The sequence below is a fragment of the Candidatus Didemnitutus sp. genome (assembly GCA_019634575.1).
In the GTDB taxonomy this organism is placed as follows: domain Bacteria; phylum Verrucomicrobiota; class Verrucomicrobiia; order Opitutales; family Opitutaceae; genus Didemnitutus.
This window is the reverse complement of the sequence record JAHCAY010000001.1, coordinates 1,198,049-1,223,255: the sequence shown is the minus strand read 5'-3', so window position 1 is coordinate 1,223,255 and position 25,207 is coordinate 1,198,049. Positions and strand designations below refer to the sequence as shown.

At 65.0% G+C, this 25,207-nt stretch carries 26 protein-coding genes; 10 read left to right on the top strand and 16 right to left on the bottom strand.

What is annotated here, in order from left to right; genetic code table 11:
- Positions 1–208: 208 nt before the first annotated feature.
- Both hemB and KF715_05105 read left to right on the top strand, forming a co-directional pair.
- Positions 209–1,222, top strand: a complete 1,014-nt coding sequence (gene hemB / locus KF715_05110) for a porphobilinogen synthase (protein MBX3736048.1) — start codon at positions 209–211, stop codon at positions 1,220–1,222.
- Between the two features lie 248 nt (positions 1,223–1,470).
- On the top strand, positions 1,471–3,231 hold the full coding sequence (locus KF715_05105) for a hypothetical protein (GenBank protein ID MBX3736047.1): 1,761 nt from the start codon (positions 1,471–1,473) through the stop codon (positions 3,229–3,231).
- Positions 3,232–3,277: 46 nt separating this feature from the next.
- On the opposite strand, the gene KF715_05100 is transcribed toward KF715_05105, so the two are convergent.
- From KF715_05100 to KF715_05080, 5 genes are all read right to left on the bottom strand, one after another.
- Positions 3,278–4,777, bottom strand: coding sequence for an amino acid permease (locus KF715_05100; protein MBX3736046.1), 1,500 nt, complete (start codon positions 4,775–4,777; stop codon positions 3,278–3,280).
- 19 nt (positions 4,778–4,796) lie between these two features.
- Entirely contained in the window at positions 4,797–6,305 is a 1,509-nt protein-coding gene (locus KF715_05095) for an amino acid permease (GenBank protein MBX3736045.1), read from the bottom strand.
- 49 nt (positions 6,306–6,354) lie between these two features.
- Positions 6,355–6,894 (bottom strand): DUF2062 domain-containing protein, encoded by a 540-nt coding sequence (locus KF715_05090; GenBank protein MBX3736044.1) that lies wholly within the window; start codon positions 6,892–6,894, stop codon positions 6,355–6,357.
- A 29-nt stretch (positions 6,895–6,923) separates the two neighbouring features.
- Entirely contained in the window at positions 6,924–7,529 is a 606-nt protein-coding gene (locus KF715_05085; protein ID MBX3736043.1) for a polysaccharide export protein, read from the bottom strand.
- Positions 7,530–7,798: 269 nt separating this feature from the next.
- Complete coding sequence (locus KF715_05080; protein ID MBX3736042.1) at positions 7,799–8,656, bottom strand: hypothetical protein; 858 nt, start codon at positions 8,654–8,656, stop codon at positions 7,799–7,801.
- Between the two features lie 163 nt (positions 8,657–8,819).
- Here KF715_05080 and KF715_05075 point away from each other — a divergent pair, with 163 nt between their 5' ends.
- Positions 8,820–9,881: a quinone-dependent dihydroorotate dehydrogenase gene (locus KF715_05075; GenBank protein ID MBX3736041.1), complete on the top strand. Its 1,062-nt coding sequence runs from the start codon at positions 8,820–8,822 to the stop codon at positions 9,879–9,881.
- Positions 9,882–9,950: 69 nt separating this feature from the next.
- Positions 9,951–10,706, top strand: coding sequence for a cobalamin biosynthesis protein CbiX (locus KF715_05070; protein ID MBX3736040.1), 756 nt, complete (start codon positions 9,951–9,953; stop codon positions 10,704–10,706).
- Positions 10,707–10,819: 113 nt separating this feature from the next.
- On the opposite strand, the gene cobA is transcribed toward KF715_05070, so the two are convergent.
- Positions 10,820–11,605: a uroporphyrinogen-III C-methyltransferase gene (gene cobA / locus KF715_05065; GenBank protein MBX3736039.1), complete on the bottom strand. Its 786-nt coding sequence runs from the start codon at positions 11,603–11,605 to the stop codon at positions 10,820–10,822.
- A 71-nt stretch (positions 11,606–11,676) separates the two neighbouring features.
- Between cobA and KF715_05060 the strand changes: the two genes are divergently transcribed.
- The 6 genes from KF715_05060 to cysK all read left to right on the top strand — a co-directional run bounded on the left by KF715_05060 (position 11,677) and on the right by cysK (position 17,945).
- The gene (locus KF715_05060; GenBank protein MBX3736038.1) at positions 11,677–13,410 is read left to right on the top strand and encodes an NADPH-dependent assimilatory sulfite reductase hemoprotein subunit; all 1,734 of its coding nucleotides are present in this window, start codon (positions 11,677–11,679) and stop codon (positions 13,408–13,410) included.
- Positions 13,407–14,099, top strand: coding sequence for a phosphoadenosine phosphosulfate reductase family protein (locus tag KF715_05055; protein MBX3736037.1), 693 nt, complete (start codon positions 13,407–13,409; stop codon positions 14,097–14,099). Before KF715_05060 ends, KF715_05055 begins: the two co-directional genes overlap by 4 nt.
- Entirely contained in the window at positions 14,096–15,025 is a 930-nt protein-coding gene (gene cysD, locus KF715_05050) for a sulfate adenylyltransferase subunit CysD (protein ID MBX3736036.1), read from the top strand. Before KF715_05055 ends, cysD begins: the two co-directional genes overlap by 4 nt.
- 34 nt (positions 15,026–15,059) lie before the next feature.
- The gene (locus tag KF715_05045; GenBank protein ID MBX3736035.1) at positions 15,060–16,421 is read left to right on the top strand and encodes a sulfate adenylyltransferase; all 1,362 of its coding nucleotides are present in this window, start codon (positions 15,060–15,062) and stop codon (positions 16,419–16,421) included.
- 54 nt (positions 16,422–16,475) lie between these two features.
- Positions 16,476–16,889 (top strand): Rrf2 family transcriptional regulator, encoded by a 414-nt coding sequence (locus KF715_05040; GenBank protein ID MBX3736034.1) that lies wholly within the window; start codon positions 16,476–16,478, stop codon positions 16,887–16,889.
- 105 nt (positions 16,890–16,994) lie between these two features.
- A complete protein-coding gene (gene cysK / locus KF715_05035) occupies positions 16,995–17,945 on the top strand; it encodes a cysteine synthase A (protein ID MBX3736033.1) in 951 nt (316 codons plus the stop codon).
- A gap of 72 nt (positions 17,946–18,017) precedes the next feature.
- Here cysK and KF715_05030 read toward each other — a convergent pair whose 3' ends face one another.
- From KF715_05030 to KF715_04985, 10 genes are all read right to left on the bottom strand, one after another.
- Positions 18,018–18,941 carry a serine acetyltransferase gene (locus KF715_05030; GenBank protein MBX3736032.1) on the bottom strand — a complete coding sequence of 308 codons (924 nt, stop codon included), beginning with the start codon at positions 18,939–18,941 and terminating at the stop codon, positions 18,018–18,020.
- Between the two features lie 319 nt (positions 18,942–19,260).
- Positions 19,261–19,668, bottom strand: a complete 408-nt coding sequence (locus tag KF715_05025; GenBank protein ID MBX3736031.1) for a hypothetical protein — start codon at positions 19,666–19,668, stop codon at positions 19,261–19,263.
- The gene (locus tag KF715_05020) at positions 19,665–19,931 is read right to left on the bottom strand and encodes a hypothetical protein (GenBank protein ID MBX3736030.1); all 267 of its coding nucleotides are present in this window, start codon (positions 19,929–19,931) and stop codon (positions 19,665–19,667) included. Before KF715_05020 ends, KF715_05025 begins: the two co-directional genes overlap by 4 nt.
- 214 nt (positions 19,932–20,145) lie before the next feature.
- Positions 20,146–20,316, bottom strand: a complete 171-nt coding sequence (locus tag KF715_05015; protein ID MBX3736029.1) for a hypothetical protein — start codon at positions 20,314–20,316, stop codon at positions 20,146–20,148.
- A 116-nt stretch (positions 20,317–20,432) separates the two neighbouring features.
- Positions 20,433–21,731, bottom strand: coding sequence for a hypothetical protein (locus KF715_05010; protein MBX3736028.1), 1,299 nt, complete (start codon positions 21,729–21,731; stop codon positions 20,433–20,435).
- A gap of 3 nt (positions 21,732–21,734) precedes the next feature.
- Positions 21,735–22,088 carry a hypothetical protein gene (locus tag KF715_05005; GenBank protein MBX3736027.1) on the bottom strand — a complete coding sequence of 118 codons (354 nt, stop codon included), beginning with the start codon at positions 22,086–22,088 and terminating at the stop codon, positions 21,735–21,737.
- A gap of 66 nt (positions 22,089–22,154) precedes the next feature.
- Positions 22,155–22,877, bottom strand: coding sequence for a hypothetical protein (locus tag KF715_05000; GenBank protein MBX3736026.1), 723 nt, complete (start codon positions 22,875–22,877; stop codon positions 22,155–22,157).
- A gap of 27 nt (positions 22,878–22,904) precedes the next feature.
- Positions 22,905–23,648 (bottom strand): hypothetical protein, encoded by a 744-nt coding sequence (locus KF715_04995; protein MBX3736025.1) that lies wholly within the window; start codon positions 23,646–23,648, stop codon positions 22,905–22,907.
- A 20-nt stretch (positions 23,649–23,668) separates the two neighbouring features.
- Positions 23,669–23,920 carry a hypothetical protein gene (locus tag KF715_04990; protein ID MBX3736024.1) on the bottom strand — a complete coding sequence of 84 codons (252 nt, stop codon included), beginning with the start codon at positions 23,918–23,920 and terminating at the stop codon, positions 23,669–23,671.
- 491 nt (positions 23,921–24,411) lie between these two features.
- On the bottom strand, positions 24,412–25,182 hold the full coding sequence (locus KF715_04985) for a helix-turn-helix domain-containing protein (protein MBX3736023.1): 771 nt from the start codon (positions 25,180–25,182) through the stop codon (positions 24,412–24,414).
- Positions 25,183–25,207 lie beyond the last annotated feature (25 nt).

Here is a 25,207-nt window from a genome sequence, read left to right as displayed (position 1 = left end):
CAAAGGGACTGACCAGAAAAGGAACCACGAATGAACACGAAGGGACACGAATAGGAGCACGCGCTTCGCTCGGCATTCCTTCATTCGTGTGAATTCGTGTGCATTCGTGGTTAATCCTGCGGCCTCTGAGCGCGCCAAAATCCGCGGCGCGATGCGCAAGATTTCCATAGCCGGAGGACGGGGGAGCGGCTACCGTTTGCGCTCATCCATGCAAAACGAACCGAAGCTCGTGCTCACGCACCGTCCGCGCCGTCTCCGCCGTTTCGCCAGCCGCCGCGCGATGGTCGAGGAAACCGTCCTGCGCCCCGCCGACCTGATCGCCCCGCTGTTCGTGGTCGACGGTTCGCCGGCGCCGGAGGAAATTTCGTCCATGCCGGGCGTGTTTCGCCTGAGCATCGCCGACCTCGTGAAGGAGTGCGCGGAAACCTACGCCCTCGGCGTGCCCGCTGTGGCGCTGTTCCCGAAGCTCGATTCGAAGCTGAAGGACGAGAACGGCACCGAGGCGCTCAATCCGCAGACGCTCATCCTCCGCGCCGTGCGCGAAGTGAAAAAGGCCGTGCCGGAACTTTCGATCATCACCGACGTCGCGCTCGATCCTTACACGAGCCACGGCCACGACGGCGTGCTGAATGCCGAGAAGGACAACGTCGATAACGACCGCACCGTCGCGATCCTCGCCAAGATGGCGGTGATGCAGGCCGAGGCGGGCGTGGATTTCGTGGCTCCCTCCGACATGATGGACGGCCGTGTGGGCGCGATCCGCAAGGCGCTCGATGTCGCCGGCTACACCGACACGGCGATCATGGCCTACTCGGTGAAATACAATTCGGCCTACTACGGGCCGTTCCGCGAGGCGGTCGGCAGCGCGCAGGCGGCGGGCACGCGTCTGCTCAGCAAAGCAACTTACCAGATGAATCCCGCCAACCGGCGCGAAGCCATCCGCGAGATGCAACTCGACGTGGCCGAAGGCGCGGACGTCGTCATGGTGAAACCCGCCGGCGCCTACCTCGACGTCATCCGCGACGTGCGCAACAACACGCGCACGCCGGTCGCCGCGTATCAGGTTTCGGGCGAGTATTCGCAGATCCACGCCGCGGCGCGCCTCGGCTGGCTCGACCTGCCGCGCACGCGTCACGAATCGTTGCTCGCGATCAAGCGCGCTGGTGCGGACATGATTCTGACGTATTTCGCGAAGGACATCGCGAAGGCGTATAAGGGTTGAGAGCTGAGCGCTGAGGGTTGAGAGACCCGCGGCGAGATTTTGGGACAGGCGTCGGCTTTTTGGGCCGGCGCCTTTTTCTTGGGCGGTAGCGTTGACGCGGCTGCTTGCCGCCGCCGGGACGTCGGCGACCACCTTCTGAGTCGACGGCGGCAGGCGCGGCGAGCATCGGCTGACGCATCCCTCGTTTGAGGGGGAGCGGGCGACTTGAGGCGATGCGCGCGGCGGCGTAGTTTTTCGGCTATCGCCCCATGAAGTCGCATCCCATTACGCGGTGGCTCGCCAGCGTGCTTTGCGGTGGCTCGGCATCGCTCGCGCTCGCGGCCGAGTTGCCGGAGGTCGCCAATGCCATCGTCTACGAGCTGCCGAAATACACGGTGACGAATCCGCTCGAGTTGCCGGCGCCGGAGGCGTGGCGCTATGCCCGCATCCCGGGTTTCGAAGTGCTGAGCAACGCGTCCGACGGCGCGACGCAGCGGTTCCTGAAGGATTTCCAGGTGATGCAGCAGGTGCTCGACATCACCTGGCCGGTGCTGCGGCGCGTGGGCACGCCGTTGCCGACGACACTGATCCTGACGACGCGCGGGCGGGCGGCGGACTCGTTCTTCCATCCGCGCGGACGGCTGGTGGAGACTGCCATGGCGTTCGAGTTTCAGGAGTTCGATCCGAGCGATCCGACGCAGGGGCGCGGCGGTTTGAGCCGGGTGGCGAGTCGGTTCTACGCGGACGAGGAGCAGGCCTGCATCGTCGTCAATCTCGCGGAGGAAGGTTCGGGCAACGCCGATCCTTACCGGCAGTTCTACGAGCAATACCTGCGTTATCTGATGAGCCGGTTCGATGCGCCGATGCCGCCGTGGCTGGTGGAAGGCGTGGCGAGTTTGTTCGCGGGCATCGATTATTCGGAGAAATGGATCGAGTTCGGCCAGCTCGGCGGCCGCAAAGACGATTTCAACCAGTTGCTGACGCCGAAACCGGCCGGCGCGCCGGCGGGCGATTCCGACGATCCCGCGCCGCAGTCGCAGCGCGACGATGCGGTGCCGGCACCGCTGACGAGCGGGGTCGGCGCGGTGCCCGCACTGGCGGCGATGCTGGGCGCGAGCGAGGAGCAGATGCGCGGCGACCCGAAGCTGCGCATACTCGCGCGCGGGTTCGTCCACCTGTGCCTCTACGGCCGCGGGCTGAAATACCAGAAGCCGCTCTTCGTCTATCTCAGCCGGGTGAAAGGCGGCGCGGGCTCGGAGGAGATTTTTCGCGAGAGCTTCGGAATGACTTACGCGCAAATGCGCGACGAGCTCCTGGGCTATGCCGCATTCACGGATTACCGGCATATTCAGTTCAGCGCGCAGAAAGGCCGCGGGCTGACGCGGCCCGATGCGACGACGCTGCGCGCGGCGACACCGGCGGAGATTGGACGCATCAAGGGCGATGGATTGCTGCTGGCGGAGAATCGCGACGCGGCGTTCCTGGAACTGCTCGCGCCCTACATGCGCAAACAACAGGACAACGATCTGCTCGCCTCGCTGGCGCTGTTCGAGCTGCATTCTGAATCGAGCACGCGCGCGCAGCGCGGGCGGAAGTTGCTCGAGGCGGCAGTGGCGGGCGGCACGACGCGCGCGAAAGCGTATCTCGAACTGGCGCGGCTGCGCATCGGCGAGCAGGTCGGCTCGATCGACGGCGCGCAGCGGGAGCAAGTGCTGGAGTTGCTGCGCAAGGCGGCGACGCTGCCGCCGCCGCTCTTCGGTGTCTACGAGCAGTTGGCGAATCTCTGGTGGGAGGCCGAAGCGAAGCCGCCGTCGGGCGATCTGGTTTTGCTCGAGCAAGGCGTGCGCCGGTTTCCGGGTCAGCTCGGGCTCGTTTATCGGACGGCGCGGCTGTGCGCCGATGGCGGACGGGTGGCGCAAGCGGCCGCGATGGCGGAGTGGGGCGAACGCGCGGCGCGCGAGCCGAAGGACAAGCAGCGTTTCGCCGAACTCCGCGCGAGCCTGCCGCCGCGCAATAACGCCCGAAAATAAAAAAGGCGGCCGGTGGGCCGCCTGAAAAATTGGGCGCGAACTGAGCTCAGTTCTTCGCGAGCAGGCTGTTTTTGCGGCTGTAGCCGAAGTAGACGGCGAAACCGATCGCCATCCAGATGATGAGGTTCAGCCAGGTGATGGCGGGCAGGGAGAACATCTGGAAGACGCACGTCGCGATGCCGAGGATCGGCACGAGCGGGACAAGCGGTGTCCTGAAGGAGCGCGGCAGGTCGGGGCGCGTTTCGCGCAAGACCCAGACGCCCGCGCAGACGAGCGAGAAGGCGAGCAGGGTGCCGATGGAGATGAGTTCGCCGAGGAGGTTGAGCGGGAACAAACCGGCGATGATCGCGCAGGAGATGCCGGTGATCCACGTCGTGACGTGCGGTGTGCCGTATTTCGGGTGAATCTTCGCGAAGTAGGACGGCAGCAGGCCATCGCGCGCCATCGAGTAGAAGATGCGCGGCTGGCCGAGCAACGAGACGAGGATGACGGACGTCAGACCGGCGAGCGTGGCGGCCTCGATGAGGTAGCGGAAGATCGCGGGCGCCTGGATTTGCTGGAGGGCGTAGATGAAGGGCGCGTCGACGTTCAGCTTCGAGTAATGGACCATGCCGGTGAGCACGAGCGACACGGAGATGAAGAGGAACGAAACGATGAGCAGCGTGCCGAGGAGACCGATGGGCAGGTCGCGCTGCGGGTTCTTCGTTTCCTGCGCGGCGGAGGAGACGCAGTCGAAGCCGACGTAGGCGAAGAAGATCGCGCCGGCGCCGCGGAAGATGCCGCTCCAGCCGTATTCGCCGAAGGTGCCGGTGTTTTCCGGAATGAAAGGGTGCCAGTTCGCGCGCGGGATTTCGGGGTGGCCGAAGAAATAATAGATGCCGTAGCCGACGAGCGCGAGGAGCACGCCGACCTTGATCACGACCATGAGGTTGTTGAAGCCGGCGGACTCCTTGATGCCGATGTAGAGAATGTAGGTCAGCAGGAGCGAAATGAAGACGGCCGGGATGTTGATCAGCGCGCCGGTGGTCTTGAGCGTTTGCAGCTGGAAGGTGAAGAACCCGAGGTTGATCGGGATGGTGCGGTCGGGATCGACGTCGAGCGGCGCGCTGGCGAGCGAGGCGGGCAGGGCGAGGTGGAATTCGTTGAGGATGTCGCGCGTCGCACCGGACCAGCTCACGGCGACGGCGGCGCCGGAGAAAAGGTATTCGAGGATGAGGCACCAGCCGACGACCCACGCGAGGATTTCGCCAAGGCTGCCGTAGGTGTAGGTGTAGGCGCTGCCGGAGACGGGGATCATCGCCGCGAGCTCGGCGTAGCAGAGGCCGGCGAAGAGGCAGGCGATGCCGGAGACGATGAACGAGAGGGCGATGGCCGGGCCGCCATAGAGCGCGGCGGCCTGACCGGTTTGCACGAAGATGCCGGCGCCGACGACGGAGCCGATGCCGAGCGAGATGAGGCTGATGGGGCCGAGCGTGCGTTTGTAGCCGTGCTCGGCGCCGGCCTCCTTCTGGAGATCGGCGATGGGTTTCGTGCGGAAGAGACTCATGGCGGCGTGGCGCGGGCGGTTATTTGCCCGAGTTGTTCAACTTCGAATGGTGGCGGCTGTAGGTGAAATAGATCACTACGCCGATGAGCATCCAAACGATGAGTCGAATCCAGGTGTCGCGCGGCAGGCCAACCATTTGGGCGCCGCAGATGAGGATGCCGAGGATGGGGACGAGCGGCACGAACGGGGTTTTGAACGGGCGCGGCAGATCGGGCTGCCGGTAGCGGAGAACGATGATGGCGGCGCAGACGATGACGAAGGCGAGGAGCGTGCCGATGGAGACGAGTTCGCCGAGGAGGCTGAGCGGGAGCAGACCGCCGATGATCGCGGCCAGCACGCCGGTGAGCAGCGTGGTGACGTAGGGGGTTTTGAATTTCGGGTGCACCTTGGCGAAGGCGGGCGGGAGCAGGCCGTCGTTGGCCATCGAGAAGAAGATGCGCGGCTGGCCCATGAGCATGACGAGGATGACCGAGCTGAGGCCGGCGATGGCGGCGATCTCGACCACGAAGCGCAGCGCGGCGGGCGCGCCGGCGGCGATGAGGGCATTCACGACCGGGGCGGCGTTGTTGAGGTCGGTGTATTTCTGCATGCCGGTCAGCACGAGGGAAATCACGATGAACAGCACGGTGCAGATGAGGAGCGAGCCGATGATGCCGCGCGGCATGTCGCGCTGCGGGTTCTTGGCTTCCTGCGCGGAGGTCGAGACGGCGTCGAAGCCGATGTAGGCGAAGAAAATCACGCCGGCGCCACGGAGGATGCCGCTCCAGCCAAACTGGCCGTCGACACCGGTGTTGGCGGGGATGAAGGGCGTCCAGTTGCTCTTGGCCAGGCCGAAGTGGGTGAAGATCCACCAGAGGCCGAAGCCGATGACGCCGAGCAGCACGGCGACCTTCGTGATCACCATGACGTTGTTGAAATTCGCGGACTCCTTGATGCCGACGTAGAGCAGCGCGGTGAGGAAGACGATGATGCCGACCGCGGGCAGGTTCACGAGCGCGCCGGTCGAGATGAACGGATGGTAGGGGAGATTGAAGAGACCGAGGTTGAGGTATTCGGTGCGCGTGAGGTCGACGTTGAAGGGCGCGTTGCAGAGGTGCGCGGGGACGGTGATGCCGCAAAAGTCGTGGAGGAAGGTCACGAAGTGCCCCGACCAGCCGACGGCGACGGTGGGCGCGGTGAAGAGGTATTCGAGGATGAGGTCCCAGCCGATGATCCAGGCGAAGAATTCACCGAGCGTCGCGTAGCTGTAGGTGTAGGCGCTGCCGGCGATCGGCACCATGGCGGCGAACTCCGCGTAACACAGGCCGGCGAAGAGGCAGCCGAGGCCGGAGATGACGAACGAGATCGCGATGGCGGGACCGGCGTATTGGGCCGCGGCCTGTCCGCTGAGCACGAAGATGCCGGCGCCGATAATCGCGCCGATGCCGAGGCTGATGAGGTTTGTGGCGGTCAGGGTCTTGTTGAGACGCTGATCGCCGGAGGCCTCCGCTTGGAGCTGCGCAACGGATTTGGTTTGGAACAGGCTCATAGGGTAACGGGTAGGGGTTGGGTCGAGAAAGGCGTATGACAGAGCGGGGTCAAGAGGAGGTTGGGTCGGGTTTCTTGCGGCGCGGCAGACGCGGCAGGTGGTCGGGCCAGAGCAGCATGAATGCCGCGTAGCCGAGCAAACCCACGGCGGGGCCGAGAATCACCGAACCGAGGTAGAGCGTGAAGAGCGCGTCGCTGGACCAGACGCTGCCGGGGTTGGCCATGAGCTGGTCCCAGACTGCGAACGGCGAGGCGCCGCGTGCGACGCGGCCGACGAAATAGCAGGCGGAGAGCTGCACCGGCGCCGTGAGTGGCATCGAAATGAATTGGAGACCGATGCAGAGGAGGAGATTGGCGCGGCCGAAGAATCCTGCGACGCCGGCGATGAGCGATTGCGCGGGCAGGAACGGAATCGTCGTGATGGGGAACCCGATCAGCCAGGCGCGCGCCAAGCTGCTGGGCGTGGGCATCCAGAGCGCCTTGTCGAGCAGGCGATCGCCGAGCTTCGTGTGGAGGAAAGAGCCTTTGAGGCCTTGGCGGGAGAGGCGGCGGCGGTGGAGCCAGCGATGAGCCCAAAGGGGAAGCCGCATGAGTCGCGCGGAGGCTGAAGCGGTGGCGCTCAAAAAGCGGAGCGCGGGATTTGAATCGAGTCACCCGGGAAGAGCAGGGGATCCTCGTCGGGCTGACGTTGCGCGAGCTTCACGTCGAAGTCGTAAGCTTTTCGGTCGCGGGTGAGCGTGACCTTGGTTTCCTTGGCGTAGAGGGTGAAACCGCCGGCGGACTGCACGGCCTTGGCGAGCGTGAGGTCGGGCGACCACGGGATGCGGCCGGGACGCTGCACTTCGCCGCCGATGTAGACGTAGCGTTCGGTGACCGTGACCGAGACGCTGATCGAGGTGTAGAACTTGCGGTCGAGGTAGGCCTGGCGGATGGCGTTGGAAAGCTCGCCGGTGTTCTGACCGGCGGCCGGGATGACGCCGAGAAACGGCAGGCTGATCGCACCCTGTTCGTCGATCTGCACAGGGTTGGTGCTCGGATCGGGGATGCCGCTGAGCGTGACCGTGAGCGAATCGCCGGGGCGGAGCTGCGCGGCCGAGGAGGACGCCGCGACTTTCGGATTGCGGGTGCCGGTCGCGGCGGTGCCGGACGAGGTGCTCTCGCAGCCGCTGAGAGCGGCGAGCGCGACAATCACGACGATGGACAACAGCGAGCGGGAAAGGCGCATGAAGTGGGTCGTTACTGCGGGAAGCTTTGCGCCGATGCAACACCGGAGGGGCCGGAACGGGTGTGTGGCAGGGGTCGCGTCGGAGTTGGCGCGTCCGAGGTCGAACTGTAGGAGCCTGCTTGCAGGCGACCGCGCACGTTCGCGTGCGGGTCAGGTCGCGTGCCAGCACGCTCCCATATGGGCACGCCGCGCGAGTGGTGACAACAAAACAGCCGACGCGGTCGGCGTCGGCTGGGAGAGCGTCGGGCGTGCGACGCGGTGAAAGAGGCTCAGCGGCGGCCGCGGCTCTTGCGCGAGGGCTTGTCGTCCTCCTCGTCGGCTTCCTCTTCGTCTTCGTCGTCGAAGTCCTTTTCGGCGCCGTCGTCCTCGTCTTCGTCCTCATCGTCGCCTTCGCCCTTTTCCTTCTTGGACTCGTCGTCGTCGCCTTCTTTGGCGTCTTCGTCGTCGTCCCACTTGAGCGAGGCGTCGTTCTTCATGCGCTCGTCCTCTTCCTCGTCGATGTCGGGCAGGTCGGCGTCGTCCTCTTCCTCGTCTGCGGCGCGGCGCTTGGCGCGCTTGCCGACGGGCGCGGCTTCCTCGTCGTCGTCATCGCCGTAGCCGGCGGGCATGAAGTCGAGGATGGCGGTGAGTTCGGCGAAAAGATGGACGGACTTGCCCTCGATGAAGTCGTTGTTCTGCGCTTCGCGGATCTGGTCCTCGACTTCGTCGACTGTGAGCTTCTCCTCGAAGTCGAAGAGATCGTTCAGCAGCTTCACGCGCAGGCGGGTGAGGTGGTCGAGCAGGTCGGCGTAGGGGCCGTTTTCCTCGTCGATGATATCGGGGAGGGCGAAGAGCTTCTCGTCGGACTCGATGAGCGACTCCTTCGTGCGGCGGAGATTGACGCGGCCCTTGCCGAGGTCCTTGACGATGCGGAAGGCGATGAACGCGCGCTCGAACACATCGGGATCGAAACCGTATTCGCGCAGCGGCTCGATCGCCTCAATCAGATGATCGACTTGGCGCGGATCGATGATGCTGAGCGCGTCGACGTCCCAGTGCACGGGATCGCTGACCTCGTCGACCCACCAGTTGTGGTCTTCGCCGAGCCGCACGTTGCACCATTCGAGTTGAGGGGTTCCTTTCGCCATAGAAGAAGTGAGAAACTTTGACCGGAAAAAGGCCGCGCGCATGCCCGTGTCAAATACCGAAACACCTTTTCTCCAAAAAACTTCGTGTCGCCTCAAACGCCTCATGGCGAAGACAGATGTGGCGCTTGAAACAAACCGGCGCGCGCCCCATGGTCCGCGCCAAATGGGACGGTTCTACGACGCCTTCGCGAAACCCTACTTTTTCCGCCAAGATCCGGAGCACGCGCACGAGTCGGCGGTGCGCGCGCTGACTCTGCTCGGCCGCGTGCGTCCGCTCTGCGCGCTCCTGGAAAAATGGGCGCAGCTCGATGCGTCGGCGCACCGGCCAATCGAGGCGTTCGGCCTGAAGTTCCCCAATGCCGTCGGCCTCGCCGCGGGCTTCGACAAGAACGCCGAGTGCTGGCCCGCCGCCGCGTCGCTCGGCTTCGGTCACGTCGAGATCGGCACCGTCACGCTGCACGCGCAGCCGGGCAATCCCAAGCCGCGCCTCTTTCGTTTTCCGAGCGAAGAGGCGGTGATCAACCGCATGGGCTTCAACAACGAGGGCGCCGCCGCGCTCGCCGCGCGCCTTGCGCAACAGGCCGCGCCCGGCCGCCGCGTCATTCCGCTCGGCGTGAATCTCGGCAAGACGAAGGTCACGCCGCTCGACCAGGCGACCGAGGACTACCTCGGGAGTTTCCGCTTGCTCGCCGATCACGCCGACTACGTCGCGATCAACGTCAGCAGCCCGAACACGCCCGGCCTGCGCGAATTGCAGGATGCGTCTTGGCTGAAACCGCTCCTCGCCGCACTCGTCGCGGAGAACAAGGCGCGCGTCGCGGCGGGCAAACCGCGTCGTCCGTTGCTGCTGAAAATCGCGCCCGATCTATCGTTTCCGCAGATCGACGCGGCGCTGGGCGTCATCGCCGACCTCGGCCTCGACGGCATCATCGCGACCAACACGACACTCGCACGGCCGGGCTTTTTCGCGACGGTCGACCAAGCGGGCGGACTCAGCGGCAAACCGCTGCGCCACCGCGCCACCGATGTGATCAATTACATCGCGCGCGCCACGCGCGGCCGGCTGCCGATCGTCGGCGTCGGCGGCATCTACGACGAGGAAACCGCCGCGGAGAAAATGGATGCCGGCGCCACCTTGGTGCAGATCTATACGGGGATGATTTTCCGCGGGCCGTTCCTCGCGCGCGAACTCGCGCACGCGCTCGCGCATCGGCACAAGCGCTAGGCCGCGATGGCTGCGCCGGTCACGTTTTTGCTCGATAACGGCTCGCTCGAGCCAGCGGCGACGTTGCGCTTGCGCGAGCTCGCTTCGGCGCTCGCGTCGCGCGTCGGAGTAGCTGTCGAACCGGTTTCGCTGCTGCATTCGTCCGGGGTGCCGGCGGACAGACTCGGCGGCACGCGGGCGGAGATTTTCGAGCCGGCCGTGACACGTCGCGCGGAAGCAGGCGCGCGCGATTTCCTGGTCGTTCCGCTGTTCTTCGGCCCGAGCCGCGCGCTGACCGACTATTTGCCTGAACGCGTCCGAGCGTTGCGGGAGAAAGTCCCGGATCTCGCGGTGCGCGTGGTGCCGCCGCTTTTCGCGGCCGACGATACGCGTCTCGCGCGCATCCTGGCGGACAATGTCCGCACCGTCGCGGCGGCACCGGCTCGCGTGGCGTTGGTCGATCATGGCAGCCCGGTCCCGGCGGTGACGGAGGTGCGGGAAGCGCTCGCTCGGCAGCTCGCGCGCGAACTCGGCGGCGCGACGAAAGTTGTCGGTTGCTGCATGGAGCGCCGTCCGGAGCCGGCTTACGATTTCAACGAGCCGATGCTGGAGAAATTGCTGGCGCGCGACGGCTGGAATTCAGGCGACGTGGTGATCGCGATGCAGTTCTTGCTGCCCGGGCGGCACGCCGGACCTGACGGCGATGTGGCGCAAATTGGCCGGCGCGCCGCGGAGGCGCACGCGGGTTTGCGCGTGCGGCTTACGCCGCTGGTGGCTGAGCATCCATTGCTGACAGAGATTTTGGCTGATCGCTGGCGCGCAGGTCGGGCCGCGGCACCGCTCTAGGCGTCGTAACTGCACCGAAGGCCTGCGGCGACATCTCCGGCTCGAGTGGCTCGTCGCGGAGGGGCAGGGCGTCGAGCCAGTCGCGCCAGATCTGCATCCATGGGCGGGTTGACTCAGTGGGAGGCATGGGCGGGCTCCTGGGCGTGAGCGGTGGCGAGTGGCGAACGGTGCGCCGCCGCGGCTTCACCGATGACGATGAGCGAGGGCGTGTCCTCGAGTTCGGTGGCGAGTTGCGCGGCGGATTCGAGCGTGCCGAGGCGGATCGACTGCGTCGGACGCGAGGCATGGCTGACAATGAGCAGCGGCGTGGCGCGCGAAATCCCGTGCGCGGTCAGGCGTTCGGCGATTTCGCCAAGGCGGCGCGTGCCCATGTAGACGCACAGCGTGGCACCGGGGTGGGCGAGGGCGGACCAGTCGACGGAGCGAGAGCGTTTCGCTTCACATTCGTGGCCGGTGGTCAGGATCGCCGTGGAAGCGACGCCACGCTGCGTCAGGCTGATGCCGGCGGCGGCGGCGGACGCGCATGCGGCGGTGATGCCGGGCACGATCTCGAAAGCAATCTGCGCGGCGCGGAGCGCGGCGATTTCTTCGCCGAGCCGGCCGAAGACAGTCGGGTCACCGCCCTTGAGGCGCACCACCCGGCGGCCGGCGCTCGCATGCGCGACGAGCAGCCAGTTGATTTCCTCCTGCAAGGCGCTGTGTGTGCCCGCGCGCTTGCCGACATAGATGAACTCGGTGCCATGGCGGCAGTTTCCCAGCAACTCGCGGTTGGCGAGGTCGTCATGCAGCACCACATCCGCCTGTTGCAGCGCGCATAAGCCGCGCACCGTGATCAGGTCGGCCGCGCCGGGGCCGGCACCGACGAAGGTGACGTTCCCGGCGGTGGTTGACTTAAACATGACTAGGGACATGACCTATGACTTGCTTATGTTTTGATAATCGTCAACTGTGAGCCTTCCTCTCCCGTGTCATGTCCGAAGCACCCGCCCTCGCCCCCACGCCCGCCCTCTCGAAAAACGAGCTGCTGAAGCAGCGCGATCCGACGTTGGCGGGCGACATCGCCGCCACCCTCGCGAACGACGAGGCCCTCCGCTTTTCGGACGACGACGAGCAATTCATCAAGTTCCACGGCTTCTACCAGCAGGACGACCGCGACAAGCGGAAGGCCGGCAAGGAATACATTTTCATGGTGCGCAACCGCCTGCCGGGCGGCGTCGTGTCGCCGGAGCAGTATCTGGTGTTCGACGACCTCGCCACGCGTTACGGCAACAACACGCTGCGCATCACCTCGCGCCAGGCGTTCCAGTGGCACGGCGTCGTGAAGCAGGGACTCGGTCCGCTGCTGAAGCGCATCAACGACGTGCTCTCGACGACGCTCGCGGCCTGCGGCGACGTCGCGCGCAACGTCATGGCGCCGTCCACGCCGTCGACCTCGGCGCTGACCGACGAAGTGCTCGCGGATGCCGCGCTCGTCTCGCGCGATCTGCTGCCGCGCTCGACTGCTTACCACCAGATCTGGGTCGACGGCAACGAAGTGAAGCTCGGCAGCGAAGCCGCCGCGCCCGCCGAGGACCCGCTCTACGGTCGCCAGTATCTGCCGCGCAAATTCAAGACCGCGTTCGCCATTCCACCGCTGAACGACGTCGACATCTTCACGAACTGCCTCGGCTTCGTCGCCATCGCCGATCCGGCGAATCCCGTGCGCGTGCTCGGCTACAATCTCCTCGCCGGCGGCGGCATGGGCATGTCGCACGGCAACAAGGAAACCTACCCGCGCGTCGCCGACGTGCTCGGCTTCTTCCCGCGCGCGCGGCTGGTCGACGTCGCGAAGGCCGTGCTCATCGCCTACCGCGACCACGGCGACCGCACCAATCGCAAGCACGCCCGCCTGAAATACGTGCTCGAGGAAAAAGGCGCGGCGTGGTTCCGCGAGCAGGTGGAGCAACGCGCCGGTTTCCGCCTCGAGGAGGCGCGCCCGATGTATTTCACACAGCAGGGCGACCGGTTCGGTTGGCATCGCCAGAGCGACGGGCGCATTTTCATCGGCCTCTACATCGAGGCGGGCCGCGTGAAGGACACGCCGGCGCGCCAGTTGAAAACGGCGCTGCGCCGCATCGTGGAAAAGCACCGTGTCGAAGTCCGCCTCACGCCGTCGCAAAATCTCCTGCTCGCCAACGTGCCCGAAGCCGCGCGCGACGACATCACGGCGCTGCTCGCCGAGCATGGCATTCCCGTGGAAAACCAGACGAGCGCCGTGCGCCGCGCCTCGATGGCGTGCCCGTCGATGCCGACGTGCGGTCTCGGTCTCGCCGAGAGCGAGCGTGCGTTGCCGGGCATCCTCGATGACTTCGAGCGTGAGCTCACGGCTCTCGGTTTGTCCGACGAGGAAATCATCATCCGCATGACCGGTTGCCCGAACGGTTGCGCGCGTCCTTACATGGCGGAGATCGGCTTCGTCGGCCGCGCGCCGAACAAATACAATGTCTACTTCGGCGGCGACGAAGCGTCGCTCGCGCTCAACCGCGAATACCGCGCCAGCGTGAAGCGCGAGGATCTCATGAAGGAAATCGCTCCCATCCTTCGCCGCTGGCGCGACGAGCGTCGCCCCGGCGAACGCTTCGGCGCGTTCGCGAATCGCGTCGTGTTTCCCGAACAAGCCGCCGCGGCCGTTGCGATGGCGACTCCCGCCACTCCTGCCACATGAGCCAACGCCCTTCCGATTCCCAAATCGCGCAGTGGAACGCCGAGCTGCGCGCGCGCACGCCGCGGGAAGTCACCCGTTGGGCCATCCAGCACGGCGCGGGCCGCGCGATCGTTTCCACGAATTTCCGCCCGTATGAGGCGGCGATCTTGCATCTCGCGACGCAGCTGCAGCCCGACATTCGCGTGCTATGGGTCGATCACGGCTACAACCGCCCGGCGACCTACCGTCACGCCGAGGAGTTGCGCGCGAAGCTGAAGCTGAACGTGCTCGCGTTCCTGCCGCGCGTCACCGTCGCGCACCGCGAGGCGCTGCACGGCCCGGTGCCGGACCCAGGCGATGAGGCGGCGATGAAGGCGTTCAGCGCGCAGATGAAACTGGAGCCCTTCCAGCGCGGCATGCGCGAGCTCGCGCCGACGGTTTGGCTCACCGCGCTGCGCCGCGATCAGACGGCGAGCCGCGCGGCGCTCGACCTCGTGGCATGGGACGAGAATTTCCAGACGCTCAAGGTCAGCCCGTTCTTCCACTGGAACGACGAGCAGCTCGAAGTCTACCTGCGCGAGCACGCATTGCCGAACGAGTTCGATTATTACGACCCGGCGAAGGGCGACCAAAAGCGCGAGTGCGGGCTGCATGCCGCGTGGGGGAAGCGCGCGCTCGCGGAAGTCGGCGCGGAGGTCGCGAGTCCATGAGCGCGCCCGCTGCCACCGCCACCAGATCCAGCTATCATCTCGACCACCTCGACTGGCTCGAGACCGAGGCGATCCACGTCATGCGCGAGGTCGCAGGCGAGTTCGACCGCCCGGCGATTCTGTTCTCCGGCGGCAAGGACTCGATCTGTCTGCTGCGTCTCGCGGAAAAGGCGTTCCGCCCGTCGGAGCTGCCGATGCCGTTGCTCAACGTCGATACCGGTCACCATTTTCCCGAGCTGAACGATTTTCGCGATCGCCGCGCCAAGCAGCTCGAGGCGCGACTCATCGTCCGCACTGTCGAGGACGCGATCGCGAAAGGCATCGCGACGCCCGCGAAGGGCGAGCTCTCGCGCAATCGTCTGCAGATTCCGACGTTGCTGGCGGCGGTGGAGGAGTTCCGCTTCGACTGCCTGATCGGCGGCGCGCGGCGCGACGAAGAGAAAGCGCGCGCGAAGGAGCGGTTCTTCAGCTACCGCGACCAGTTCGGCCAGTGGGACCCGAAGAACCAGCGGCCCGAACTCTGGAATCTCTACAATGCGCGCCTCAGCCCCGGCGAGAACATGCGCGTGTTCCCGCTCAGTAACTGGACCGAGCTCGACGTCTGGGAATACATCCGGCGCGAGCGGCTCGAAGTGCCGAGCATCTATTTCAGCCACCGTCGTAGTTGTGTGCGTCGTGGCGGCCAATGGTTGCCGGTCACGGACTTGGTGCCACCTCAGCCCGGCGAACGGGTCGAGGAGCTCCGCGTCCGCGTCCGCACCATTGGCGATATTATCTCCACCGGCCTGATCGAATCGCCCGCGGATCACGTCGACGACATCATCGCCGAAGTCGCCGCCGCCCGCGTGACCGAGCGCGGTTCGCGTGCGGACGACCGCGCCTCCGAGGCGGCGATGGAGGACCGCAAGAAGGCGGGCTATTTCTAAACGGCGCCGTTACGCGCCGGAATTCTCCCCTCCGATGGTCTCCGAAGTTTTCCAACCTTCAACTGCCGCGCCCCGCGCGGCCGATGCGGTCGCCACTGCGATCGATCTGCTCCGTTTCAACACCTGCGGCTCGGTCGATGACGGCAAATCCACGCTCATCGGCCGGCTCCTCTACGACTCGAAGTCGCTGATGGACGACCAGGTCGAGGCGCTCGAACGCAGCGCCGATCTCACCGGCGGCGGCCGGGTGAATCTCGCCAATCTCACCGACGGTCTCCGCGCCGAGCGCGAGCAGGGCATCACGATCGACGTGGCCTATCGCTACTTCGCGACGCCGCGACGCCGCTTCATCGTCGCGGACACGCCGGGCCACGTCCAATACACGCGCAACATGGTCACGGGCGCGAGCACGGCGAACCTTTCGATCGTGCTGGTCGACGCACGCGCCGGCGTGATCGAGCAGAGCCGCCGCCACGCCGCCATCGCCGGCCTGTTGCGCATCCCGCATCTCGTCGTCGCGGTGAACAAGATGGACCTGGTCGATTGGAGCGAAGCGCGCTTCAACGAGATCCGCGCGGAATTCGAGAAATTCCTCCCGCGCCTCGGCATCAAGGACGTGAAGTTCATCCCGCTCAGCGCGCTGAACGGCGACAATGTCGTCACGCCGTCGCCGCACACGCCATGGTATCCCGGACCGACGCTGCTCGCGCACCTTGAAACGGTGCACATCGGCAGCGATCACAATCTCGAGGAGTTCCGCCTGCCCGTGCAATGGGTCAACCGTCCGAACCGCCCCGGCGATGCGTCGCTGCACGATTTCCGCGGCGTCAGCGGGCAGATCGCCGGCGGCATTGTCCGCGTCGGAGACAAGGTGCTCGTGCTGCCGGCCGGCGTCACGACGCGCGTGAAGCGCATCCACACGCTCGACGGCGATCTCGCCGAGGCGTTCGCGCCGCAATCCGTCACGCTCGTGCTCGAGCACGATGTCGATGTGTCGCGCGGCTCGATGATTGTGCGCACCGATGCGCTGCCCGGGGGCGGCACCGATATGCGCGCGCAGCTCTGCTGGATGAATCCGCGCGCGTTGCAGCGCGGTCGCAAACTGCTCCTCAAACACACCACGGCGACGACGCCCGCGATCGTCACCGAGCTCACGCACCGAGTCGACCTAGAGACGCTCGAGCTGCGCGAAGGGCCGACGGAGTTTGCGCTGAACGATCTCGGCGAGGTGCGCCTGCGCACGGCGAAGCCGGTTTTTCACGACGGCTACGCGAGCAACCGCCTGACGGGATCGTTCATCCTGATCGACCCCGACACGCATGCCACGCTCGGGGCCGGGATGCTGCACGCGCCCACGGAAACCGTGCGCGCGGAGTTTCTGGATTACACGATTTGAGATCGGGAAATCGCCATTGCGCGCGCGGGGCGGCTGCGCCTACGGTGAAAGGCGGTGAAGATTCCGGTCAAACTCGACTATACCTGCCGCATCCTGTGCGAACTCGCGCGCTGCTACGATGGCGGCGAACCGGTCCGCATCGACGACTTGTCGGAAGTCGAGTCGGTGCCAGCCAATTTCCTCGCGCAGATTCTCGGCGAGCTGAAGAACGCGAAGCTCGTGGTGAGCCGGCGCGGCGTGCAGGGCGGCTTCCTCCTCGCGCGGGCGCCGGACCAGATCACGCTGTTCGACATCGTGCAGGCCATCGAGGGCGACTTGATGGAGCTGAGCGGGAATTTCGACGGCAAGTCCGGCCGCCGGATGAAGCAAATCTGGAATGAGATTCGCGGCGTCGCCGTCGAGCGCGCCCGGGCTCAGACGCTCGACAAGATGGCCGCGAAGACCGAGGTCGAGATGTATTACATCTGACCTGCCTACCGGCGGCTTGCGGGAAGGAGGGACCGCTATGGGATGCGCAGCCGCGCGCCAAAATCTGCGTTTGACGCGCGGCTGCGCATGAATTCGCTAAAGGTCATGTCCTCACTCGTCTTTAACGATATCGTTTCCACCGTCGGCAACACTCCCCTCATCAAGCTGAACCGCCTTGCGGCCGGGTTGCCCGGCAACGTCTACGTGAAGGCCGAGTTCTTCAACCCGCTGGCGAGCGTCAAGGATCGCATCGGTCGCGCGATGATCGAGGCCGGTGAACGCGACGGGAAGATCAAGCCCGGCACGGTCATCGTGGAGCCGACGTCGGGCAACACGGGCATCGCGCTCGCCTTCGTGGCGGCGCAACGCGGCTACAAGCTGATCCTGACGATGCCGGAAACGATGTCGGTCGAGCGCCGCGTGCTCCTGCGCATGCTCGGTGCGGAGATCGTGCTGACGCCCGGTGCGGAAGGCATGAAGGGCGCGATCGCGCGTGCGAACGAGATCCTCGCGCAGCAAGGCGACAAGGGTTTCATGCCGCAGCAATTCGAGAATCCGGCCAACCCCGAGGTGCACCGCCGGACGACGGCGGAGGAAATCTGGGCCGCGACCGGCGGCAAGATCGACGCGTTCGTCGCAGGCGTCGGCACCGGCGGCACGATCACGGGTGTCTCCGAGGTCATCAAATCGCGCACCAAGCTGCACACCGTGGCGGTCGAGCCGGTGACGAGCCCGGTGATTTCCGGCGGCCAGCCGGGCAAGCACAAGATCCAGGGCATTGGCGCGGGCTTCGTCCCGAAGGTGCTCAATCGCGCCATCATCGACGAGGTGATCACGGTCGCCGACGACGATGCGTTCGCGACGTCGCGCGAGGCCGCGTTGAAGGAAGGCATTCTCGGCGGTATCTCAACCGGCGCGAACATCTGGGCCGCGCTCCAGCTGGCGAAGCGTCCCGAATTTGCCGGCAAGACGATCGTCACGGTCGCCCCGAGCTTCGGCGAACGCTACATCTCGACCGCGCTGGCCGAGAAGGCGCGGCAGGAAGTCACGAGCTGAGCGGGCGCGAGTGTTTCCCGCGACCAGCGAGGCGCGCCCCGGCGCGCCTTTTTCATGGCCGGAGGCCGCGGTTCAGATCGACCAGTCGAAATCCTCGATGCCGCCGAGGACGACTTCCTTGGCGCGGCGCGGGCGGACGACGAGGTTGGTGTCTTGGTAGTAGGCGATGCTGTTTTCCGGAATGGATTCGAGCAGCCAGACGTTCGCGCCGACGACCGAGTGCGCACCGATGCGCGTCGTGCCGCCCAGGATCGTGGCGTGCGCGTAGATGGTGACGTGATCGTCGATCTGCGGGTGGCGTTTCACGCCCTTGATCGGCTGGCCGTTGGCGTCGACCTCGAAGGACTTCGCGCCGAGCGTGACGCCTTGGTAGATTTTCACGTGATTGCCGATCACGGCGGTCTCGCCGATGACCACACCGGTGCCGTGATCGATGAAGAAGTGAGTGCCAATCGTGGCGCCCGGGTGGATGTCGACGCCGGTGCGCTCGTGGGCGAACTCCGTGATCATGCGCGGCAGCAGTGGCACGCCTTCTTCGTAGAGGACGTGCGCGATGCGTTGCAGCGAGACGACGAGCACCGACGGGTAGGCGAGGATGATTTCCTCGAAGCTGCGCGCGGCGGGATCGCCGGTGTAGGCGGCGTTGACGTCGGTTTGGATGATGCGGCGGATCGACGGCAGGCGCGCGAGTGTGGTGGCGGCGGCGCGCTCGGCGCTCGCTGCGGGGTCGGCGTGGCCGGCGAAGCGGAGGGATTTCTCGATTTCCGCGCGCAGATTACGCGCGATCTTGGCCAGCTGTTGTCCGAGCCAGTGCTCCACGTCCGCCTGCTTCAACGAGCTGGCTTCGAAGTAGCCTGGGAAGAGCACGTGCATGAAATCGCGCGCGAGCTCGGCCACGGACTCCTGCGAGGGCAGGTTGGGGCCGTCGAGGTGGTTGATGCCGCCGTCGCGGGCATAGGACTCGAGCAAGGCTTGGGCGAGGGCGTTCGGCGACATGGAGCGGTGCGGCGGTTCCACGATTCGAGGAAATGGTGCGGGGTCAAATTCCCGCCGCGTCAGTTTCCGAGCGAAACTCAGGGCGACTGTGTCGACATCCCTGGCGGTTTTGGAGCCATTTCACTCCCGGGGAGTGGTGCTCAGGGGGGGACTCGAACCGTTGCGGCGCGGCATCGGTTTCGCTTCCGCAAGTGTCGACCAATTAGTTAAGTAGCGAGTTCGTGTCACGTTGTGATTTTAGCGCCGAACAGTTCAACAATGCAGGTGGATGAACGCGGATGCACGCTTTCCGGATAGTTTGGCAACATCGCGACAACAATCACGGGGTTGGCTTTCCGCCTGCCGCGTCGTTCAAAGCAGCAAGTGCGCTCGCGGAACTCACTTTGAACAATTCCAGCGCGGCGCACGCAATCATCACCCGCCCGGCCGCGTCCGTGTGGCGGCGGATTCCGGCTCGGTTTTGCCGAACGTAGCGCCGCACGACCTCTTCCGAGCGTCGGATGCATACCGCAAACTCTCGGACGCTGAGCAGCGGAGGCAAGTAGCGGTATTTCACAACGTCCGGTGTTGGCGCAATGCGCGCCCCCCGAGACAATGCGCGATCAATCTCCTCCCGAACGATCGCCCGGATTGCTACGAGCAAAGCATCAAAGTCTAGATCTGCAGTCCGCGGATTGCGCCGCTCATCTTTCGGATTGAGCGACGCCAAGGTGAGCAAAGTTTTCACGAGTCAAAAGCGCGGCCCGCACCAGCTATGGCCTGAAACGCGGCCCGCTCCTCGTCGGTCCAGCCGCGCAGTTCAAACACGGTGCTGGGCCATGTGGTAGGCTGGACATCAGCCGGCGCCATAACGACCGCGTCGCTCGCCTGCCTGATGAATGAAAACGCTAGGGTGCTACGCTCACCGGGTCGGTCGCCAAAGCGCAGGCGGCGAAGCGCGAGTCGGAATGCCAATTCAGCCTCCCCGTCGAGTTCGATTGTGATCTTCATGATGAACCCCAAACAGAAGCCGCCGGACCTGGTGCGGTGTGAGAAAGGGCAAACGAGTGCCCATCCGCTTCGATCCGGCGGCCAATAGTCTGTCTCGTTTTTGTGAACGCTTCTCACGGCGTGTAGCCGACCGGCTACGTCCGAAAGGCTCTCGGAAATTTTGGACCCGGGCAAGCCCGCGTTGGGAAACTGGAAACTGCCTCAGCTCGTGGAATCACCACGACACCACCGCCACGCGCTCGCGAAATTCCGGTTCGGGGATGTTTGCCAGTTTTTGCGCGGTGGCGCTCTGCTTTTTCGTGATTCCGATATCAGCGATGGTGGGCACGGAATTAGGTTCCGAGTCGGCACCTAATTTTTTCGGCCCTGTTTTGCTGTTCGGCATCTGTTTCAGAAAGTTTCCCATCTGGCGCTCTGCCAGCGTGCGGATTTACGCGGCGCGGTTCACGGTTTCGATGGAGGCGTTCGTGCGTTCGAGGTAGACGCGCGCGCGGCCTCGGCCTATTTGATGACCTCTGCGCGCAGTGAGGTGCACAACTCTTTGAGGCGGTCTTCGCTTTCCTTGAGCGCGTCTTTAAAGGCTTTCGCGGGGTCACGCTCGCGGGAGTCGAGCCGGCCGAAGCCCTGGCGCAGCGCGTCAGCGCGGTTTTGTTTTTCAAGGGCAGATTTTTCAAAACCGGCGTCGAAGGATCGCCGCGCGTCTTCCTCGATGCGCTGGATTTCGCGGGCGCGGGCTTGGTCGGTGGCGTTGCCGCGGGTGCCAGTCACGGCTTCCGAGAGCGTAAAGGAAACGCGGTCGCGTTGCCCTTCCTGCAACCTTGCGGCGGCATTCGCAACAGAAGCCTCCGCTGCGGCGCGCTCTTCAGCGAGGCGCAGCAACTCTCCGTCAATCGCGCGCTCCTCTTTCTTCAATTCAAGTTTGCGCTGCAGGAGTTGACTGGCGGGGAGCTCTTTTTGCCGGAGCGCCTCAGCGATGTTGAGTAGTTCCTCTTCAACCTCGGCACGTTGGTTAGTCAACGCGGCGGCCTTTTCCGCGGCGATCATTCGATCCATCGCCGCGCGACGCTCTTCCTCCGACAACGCCAGGCGCACGCGGCTCGCGTCGGCCAGTTCCTTGCCTTCGTCCGCGGTCAGGTCGGCGGTGATCTTGCGCTGCGCCGCGAGATTTTTCTCGATATCGAGCTGCAGGGCGAGAGCGTCCGCCGAGCCCTGCTCCAAGCCGCGCTGTCTCTCGCGCAAATCGACTGCCGCGTTAATGAGAATGACGAGACGTTCCCAAGGGCCGGGCGCCTCGGCGAGGGCGATGTCTTGGCGGCCTTTGCCCAGCGCATCTTGCGCCGCGGCGATCTTGCGTGCCTTTTCTTCGTCGGCAGCCTTTGCAGCCTCCTTCTGCATCGTGTCGTAAGCGTCGACAGCGGCCTCCGTGCCGTAGACCAGCGAGGCGAGGCCGATTGCGGCTTGCTCGACCCAGCCGACCACGGCGACGCCAGCCTTCGCTCCCGTGATTTTGATCGCGTCGAGAGCGTCACCGAAGCGGCGCGTTGCAGCGATGTCTTGAGAGACTGCACCCTCATATTTCTGGGAGTAGTCGATCGCGCTCTGAAAGAATTCTTTTGCGGCCGTCAACAACCCGCCGGCGAGGAAGATATTTTTCAAGCCGTCGAATCCACGCTTGATCGTGCGAGATGATTCGACCGCGCGCTCGCTGAAATTGTCGAGACGCACGGAGGCACGGCCGAGGGACGATGCCCAATCATTGGTGTCGAGACCGAGTTTACCGCGAACTTCAAAAGAGGCCATAGGTCAGGAGTATGATGGAGGGATGCCAAGTGCCCACATGAGCGGGCGCAGAATTGCGGCGAGAGCGAGCGCCGCGAGCCCGGCCAGCGCGCAGCGCAGAAGGCACACCACCGCAACAGCGGAGACGTAGAGCAAGGCGGGAATGCCCTTCACCACCAATGCAACGGCAACGGCCGATGCGTGGAAGAGGATGAACGCGGAAAGCTCCAACGGGTCCGCAAGTTCAGCGGACAAAGGATCGGCGCCGAGTATCTCGGCGAGGCGAACTAGGTCTGAGTGCATGATGGTTATCCGCGCCGCCCGCCCCCACATTTTCTCATGAACCGAAATTGAGGCGGATGCGGGCGGCGCGGACAAAGGTGGCGGGGTGGCACATCTAGAACGGCGGTTGATCGCCGGTGGCGTGGAACATCCCGCAGAAATTTAGAGCGGCGAGGATGCCGGCAAATAGCGGTTGAGGACGGTGCGAGGGTTTGGATGCCAGCCCATGTCGAAAGGCCGGGCGAGGTCCGCATTGAGGCGCGCGATGGCGTGCCGCAGCTGCGCGCACAGTGCTTCCTGAGTCGACACCTTGCCGGCCCACCGGACCGCGAGCCCCCGGTCGATCTCTTCGATCCGCGCGAGTTCGGCTGAAAAATCATCGACGACGAGCTGTGCCAGCCGCCGCGTCTCCGGTTCGACTGCGCCTTCGAGTTTTTGGAGGATCTGGGCGGCAAAAACTTTTTCCGCGTTTCCAAGGTGGTCTGCACTGCGAAAAACGAAGTGCCCGGGCTCGCCACCGGGAACCGCACGGAAGTAAGCGTCAGCCTCTAGCTCCTCGTCGAGGACGAGCCCTGCTTTCCGGAGCTCTGCAATTGCGGCTTCACTGTAACGCACGTCTCTGGCCCGACGGACGAGCGCATGCTCGGCGTCAAACGCGGCGAGCGCGGCGAGGAAAATCTTGCGGGTGGAGTCGTCTCCGCGCCTCAGCTCCGCCTCGATGTCCAGGGGCTCGAGGCGGGTCTCGTAGGTGGTTTTGTCACCGGCGGCTTTCCTGAAAATCGTCGGGTGAAAAGTCGGCGCGGTAGGTGCCGGCGTCGGAGCGGCCGCATCTTGGATGGCGGCGAGCGCTGGGGAGATTTTAGCGGTGGTGGTGGCGGTATTCATGGGACTTTGTGAGGATGATTGGGGAAATCAGAAATCGAGGGTTTGGCCGTTGCGCTTCGCGATCTGTTGCGCGGTGGCAAAATCGGTGGCGCCCTGCTCGATCGCGCGCTGATGCTTCGCGAAGTAGTCGGCGCGAGCGTCGCCTACCGGAAGCGTGCGCAAGTGCAGGAATTTTCCGATTGGGGAGTCCGGTCCGGGGTTGTCGCCGTTGCGCCGGAGGATGGCCTGGAGAGTTTTCTCGTCTGCGGTTGCGCGAAAAATGTCGCCTTGGTGGCGGTCGAGATAGTCGAGGCGTTCGTTGCCGCTGAGCGCGCGATAGGTCGCGAGCTTGCCTGCGGGAGAATTGGGCGAGATCGTCGGCGGCGCGGCCTGGGTTTTCGCCGGCGCGGTGACAGGGGCCGCGGACGACGCGACCGGTGCGGCGAGAGGCGCCGCGGCTGGTGTGATCGGCGCGGGCGTGGTTGTCGCAGTCGCGGTGGAGGCGGCGGAACCGCGGCGCTTCCAGCAAGCGGCGGTTCTCGACTCGCCCAAAGCAGAAACCAGGAACTCGCGAGTCGCATCGTTCAGCGCAGTCAGCGTTCGCGCGGACTTGGATTTTTCGCGAAGTGTAGCGAGCGGAGTGGCGAGGTCCGTCCGCTGCGCGGCATCGTGCGACCCGCGCGCGTAGAGACGCTGCGCAAGGACGCGCGAGGACTGCAGAGTGGTGGGCTCGCCGACTTGCGTGGCGATCTGAACGAAATCGAATTTTTCGGGAGCGAGGGTGGCAAACATGACGAACGGGACGTTGAAGTTTAGTCGCCCGGCGCGCCGTGAGTGGCGGCCGTGGCAAGCTGTTTGTAGGAAACTTTCTGAAGGCGCAGCACGTCGACCGCCTGATCGGGGCTGAAGAGCGGCGACGTGATCGCGCCGCCGAGGCCGGCGACGAACGCTGCGGGCGGCAGCATGTTTTGCGCGAGCAGGCGCAACACCACCGCGCGGTGAACTCCGGCGCGGCGCGCCAGGCCGGTGGCGGTTTCGTAGATAGGCGGTTGAGCGGACTTCATAACCCTAGGGCCCGTGTCAACACGCAGTGCGCAACGTGTGGCGCGCGACAGGCTCCGGCCACGACGCGACACTGCACTCCCGGCTGACTCGCGAAAGTGCGACACGGGAGTCGCTTAACCTCTGCTAGGCGGCTGGCTTAATAGATTCCTTAGTTTCGGCCGAGGACTCGCGCACGAACCGCAGCCGGAGATCGATCGGCGCCGAACTCCACGCGACCGGATCGACGCCAGGCAAAACCCGAGCGAACCACTCCGGCCAGCCGGTCGGCGCATCCGGCGCGGACGCCGCAACGAATATCGCAGTGCGTGCGGCGCTTTCGCGATCTGCACGAGAGCGACGGCGCGCGGGCCGAGCGCGCGGAAGCCAGAAAGTCTCCAGCCATCCGAGTTCCACCTCACGGCCATATTTGACGCACGCGGCGCGGTATTCGCGCGGGACGTCCAATCGTGGGAACCTCGCTTGGAGCATGGCGAGGCGAGCTTCGAAGGCCTCAGCTTGCACGGCCCTTCGCCTCCTCAGCCATTTTGTGAGCGATCCACGCCTGAGTGTCCTTCGGCAGATGAGCCCAAGTTGGTGCAAATGTATCCGCCTCCGGGTTGGTGTAGACGTTCTCGGGGCGCGTCTGAATGAGCCATTCTCGCCAGCCAACTGGTTCAGCGACGATAGCAACAGGCTTTGCAGTGTATTGGGGGTTCAGCTCGTCGCGGACACGTTGAGCCAAGTGGGCAGCGTTGCGGATCGGAGCGCATATTTGCGCGATTTTCCTGATGTCACAGCGCCCGACAAACTCAGGCATCGCCTCCACCTCTGCGACAAAGGAGTCGGATTTTGAGAGAGAGCGCGCGGGCTCGGCCCGCGCTCCTTCCTTTTCTATTCCTTCGGAATATCCTTTGCGTGCAAAATTCTTAACCAGTGGCGTATCGTTTTTTTGACTAGTGGCGTATCGTTTTTTTAACGCCTGATCTACGCCACTAGGTTCGATTTCTTTACTAGTCGGAGCCACGAGAAAATACTCGTTTCCACCGCGGGCTCCGGAACGCTTTCGCACGATTAGCCCTGCATGCTCTAGCTCCTTGAGCGCGCCGAAAACGGTTGGCCTGCTGATGCGGCACGATCGGGCTATGCTCGTTGCCGAAGGGTAACAGCGACCCTCATCTTTACCTCCACGCCTCCGCCACAGATGCACAAGAACGCGGAACGCCCGCAACGATAGGCCGGCGTCGTCGAGCCACGGTGGGATGAATGGGGTGAGCGGTCTCACGGAGTTGCCCCGCGGCCGAAGGTCT

Excerpts from the sequence above, each read along its gene's own strand:
- cysD (MBX3736036.1), top strand. The coding sequence starts at position 14,096 with ATGAGCGCGCCCGCTGCCACCGCCACCAGATCCAGCTATCATCTCGAC.
- KF715_05030 (MBX3736032.1), bottom strand. The coding sequence starts at position 18,941 with ATGTCGCCGAACGCCCTCGCCCAAGCCTTGCTCGAGTCCTATGCCCGC.
- hemB (MBX3736048.1), top strand. The coding sequence starts at position 209 with ATGCAAAACGAACCGAAGCTCGTGCTCACGCACCGTCCGCGCCGTCTC.
- KF715_05080 (MBX3736042.1), bottom strand. The coding sequence starts at position 8,656 with ATGGCGAAAGGAACCCCTCAACTCGAATGGTGCAACGTGCGGCTCGGC.
- KF715_05105 (MBX3736047.1), top strand. The coding sequence starts at position 1,471 with ATGAAGTCGCATCCCATTACGCGGTGGCTCGCCAGCGTGCTTTGCGGT.
- KF715_05090 (MBX3736044.1), bottom strand. The coding sequence starts at position 6,894 with ATGCGGCTTCCCCTTTGGGCTCATCGCTGGCTCCACCGCCGCCGCCTC.
- KF715_05015 (MBX3736029.1), bottom strand. The coding sequence starts at position 20,316 with ATGCCGAACAGCAAAACAGGGCCGAAAAAATTAGGTGCCGACTCGGAA.
- KF715_05000 (MBX3736026.1), bottom strand. The coding sequence starts at position 22,877 with ATGAATACCGCCACCACCACCGCTAAAATCTCCCCAGCGCTCGCCGCC.
- KF715_05020 (MBX3736030.1), bottom strand. The coding sequence starts at position 19,931 with ATGAAGATCACAATCGAACTCGACGGGGAGGCTGAATTGGCATTCCGA.
- KF715_04990 (MBX3736024.1), bottom strand. The coding sequence starts at position 23,920 with ATGAAGTCCGCTCAACCGCCTATCTACGAAACCGCCACCGGCCTGGCG.
- cysK (MBX3736033.1), top strand. The coding sequence starts at position 16,995 with ATGTCCTCACTCGTCTTTAACGATATCGTTTCCACCGTCGGCAACACT.
- KF715_05085 (MBX3736043.1), bottom strand. The coding sequence starts at position 7,529 with ATGCGCCTTTCCCGCTCGCTGTTGTCCATCGTCGTGATTGTCGCGCTC.
- cobA (MBX3736039.1), bottom strand. The coding sequence starts at position 11,605 with ATGTTTAAGTCAACCACCGCCGGGAACGTCACCTTCGTCGGTGCCGGC.
- KF715_05095 (MBX3736045.1), bottom strand. The coding sequence starts at position 6,305 with ATGAGCCTGTTCCAAACCAAATCCGTTGCGCAGCTCCAAGCGGAGGCC.
- KF715_05075 (MBX3736041.1), top strand. The coding sequence starts at position 8,820 with ATGGGACGGTTCTACGACGCCTTCGCGAAACCCTACTTTTTCCGCCAA.
- KF715_05055 (MBX3736037.1), top strand. The coding sequence starts at position 13,407 with ATGAGCCAACGCCCTTCCGATTCCCAAATCGCGCAGTGGAACGCCGAG.
- KF715_05100 (MBX3736046.1), bottom strand. The coding sequence starts at position 4,777 with ATGAGTCTCTTCCGCACGAAACCCATCGCCGATCTCCAGAAGGAGGCC.
- KF715_04995 (MBX3736025.1), bottom strand. The coding sequence starts at position 23,648 with ATGTTTGCCACCCTCGCTCCCGAAAAATTCGATTTCGTTCAGATCGCC.
- KF715_05060 (MBX3736038.1), top strand. The coding sequence starts at position 11,677 with ATGTCCGAAGCACCCGCCCTCGCCCCCACGCCCGCCCTCTCGAAAAAC.
- KF715_05010 (MBX3736028.1), bottom strand. The coding sequence starts at position 21,731 with ATGGCCTCTTTTGAAGTTCGCGGTAAACTCGGTCTCGACACCAATGAT.
- KF715_05045 (MBX3736035.1), top strand. The coding sequence starts at position 15,060 with ATGGTCTCCGAAGTTTTCCAACCTTCAACTGCCGCGCCCCGCGCGGCC.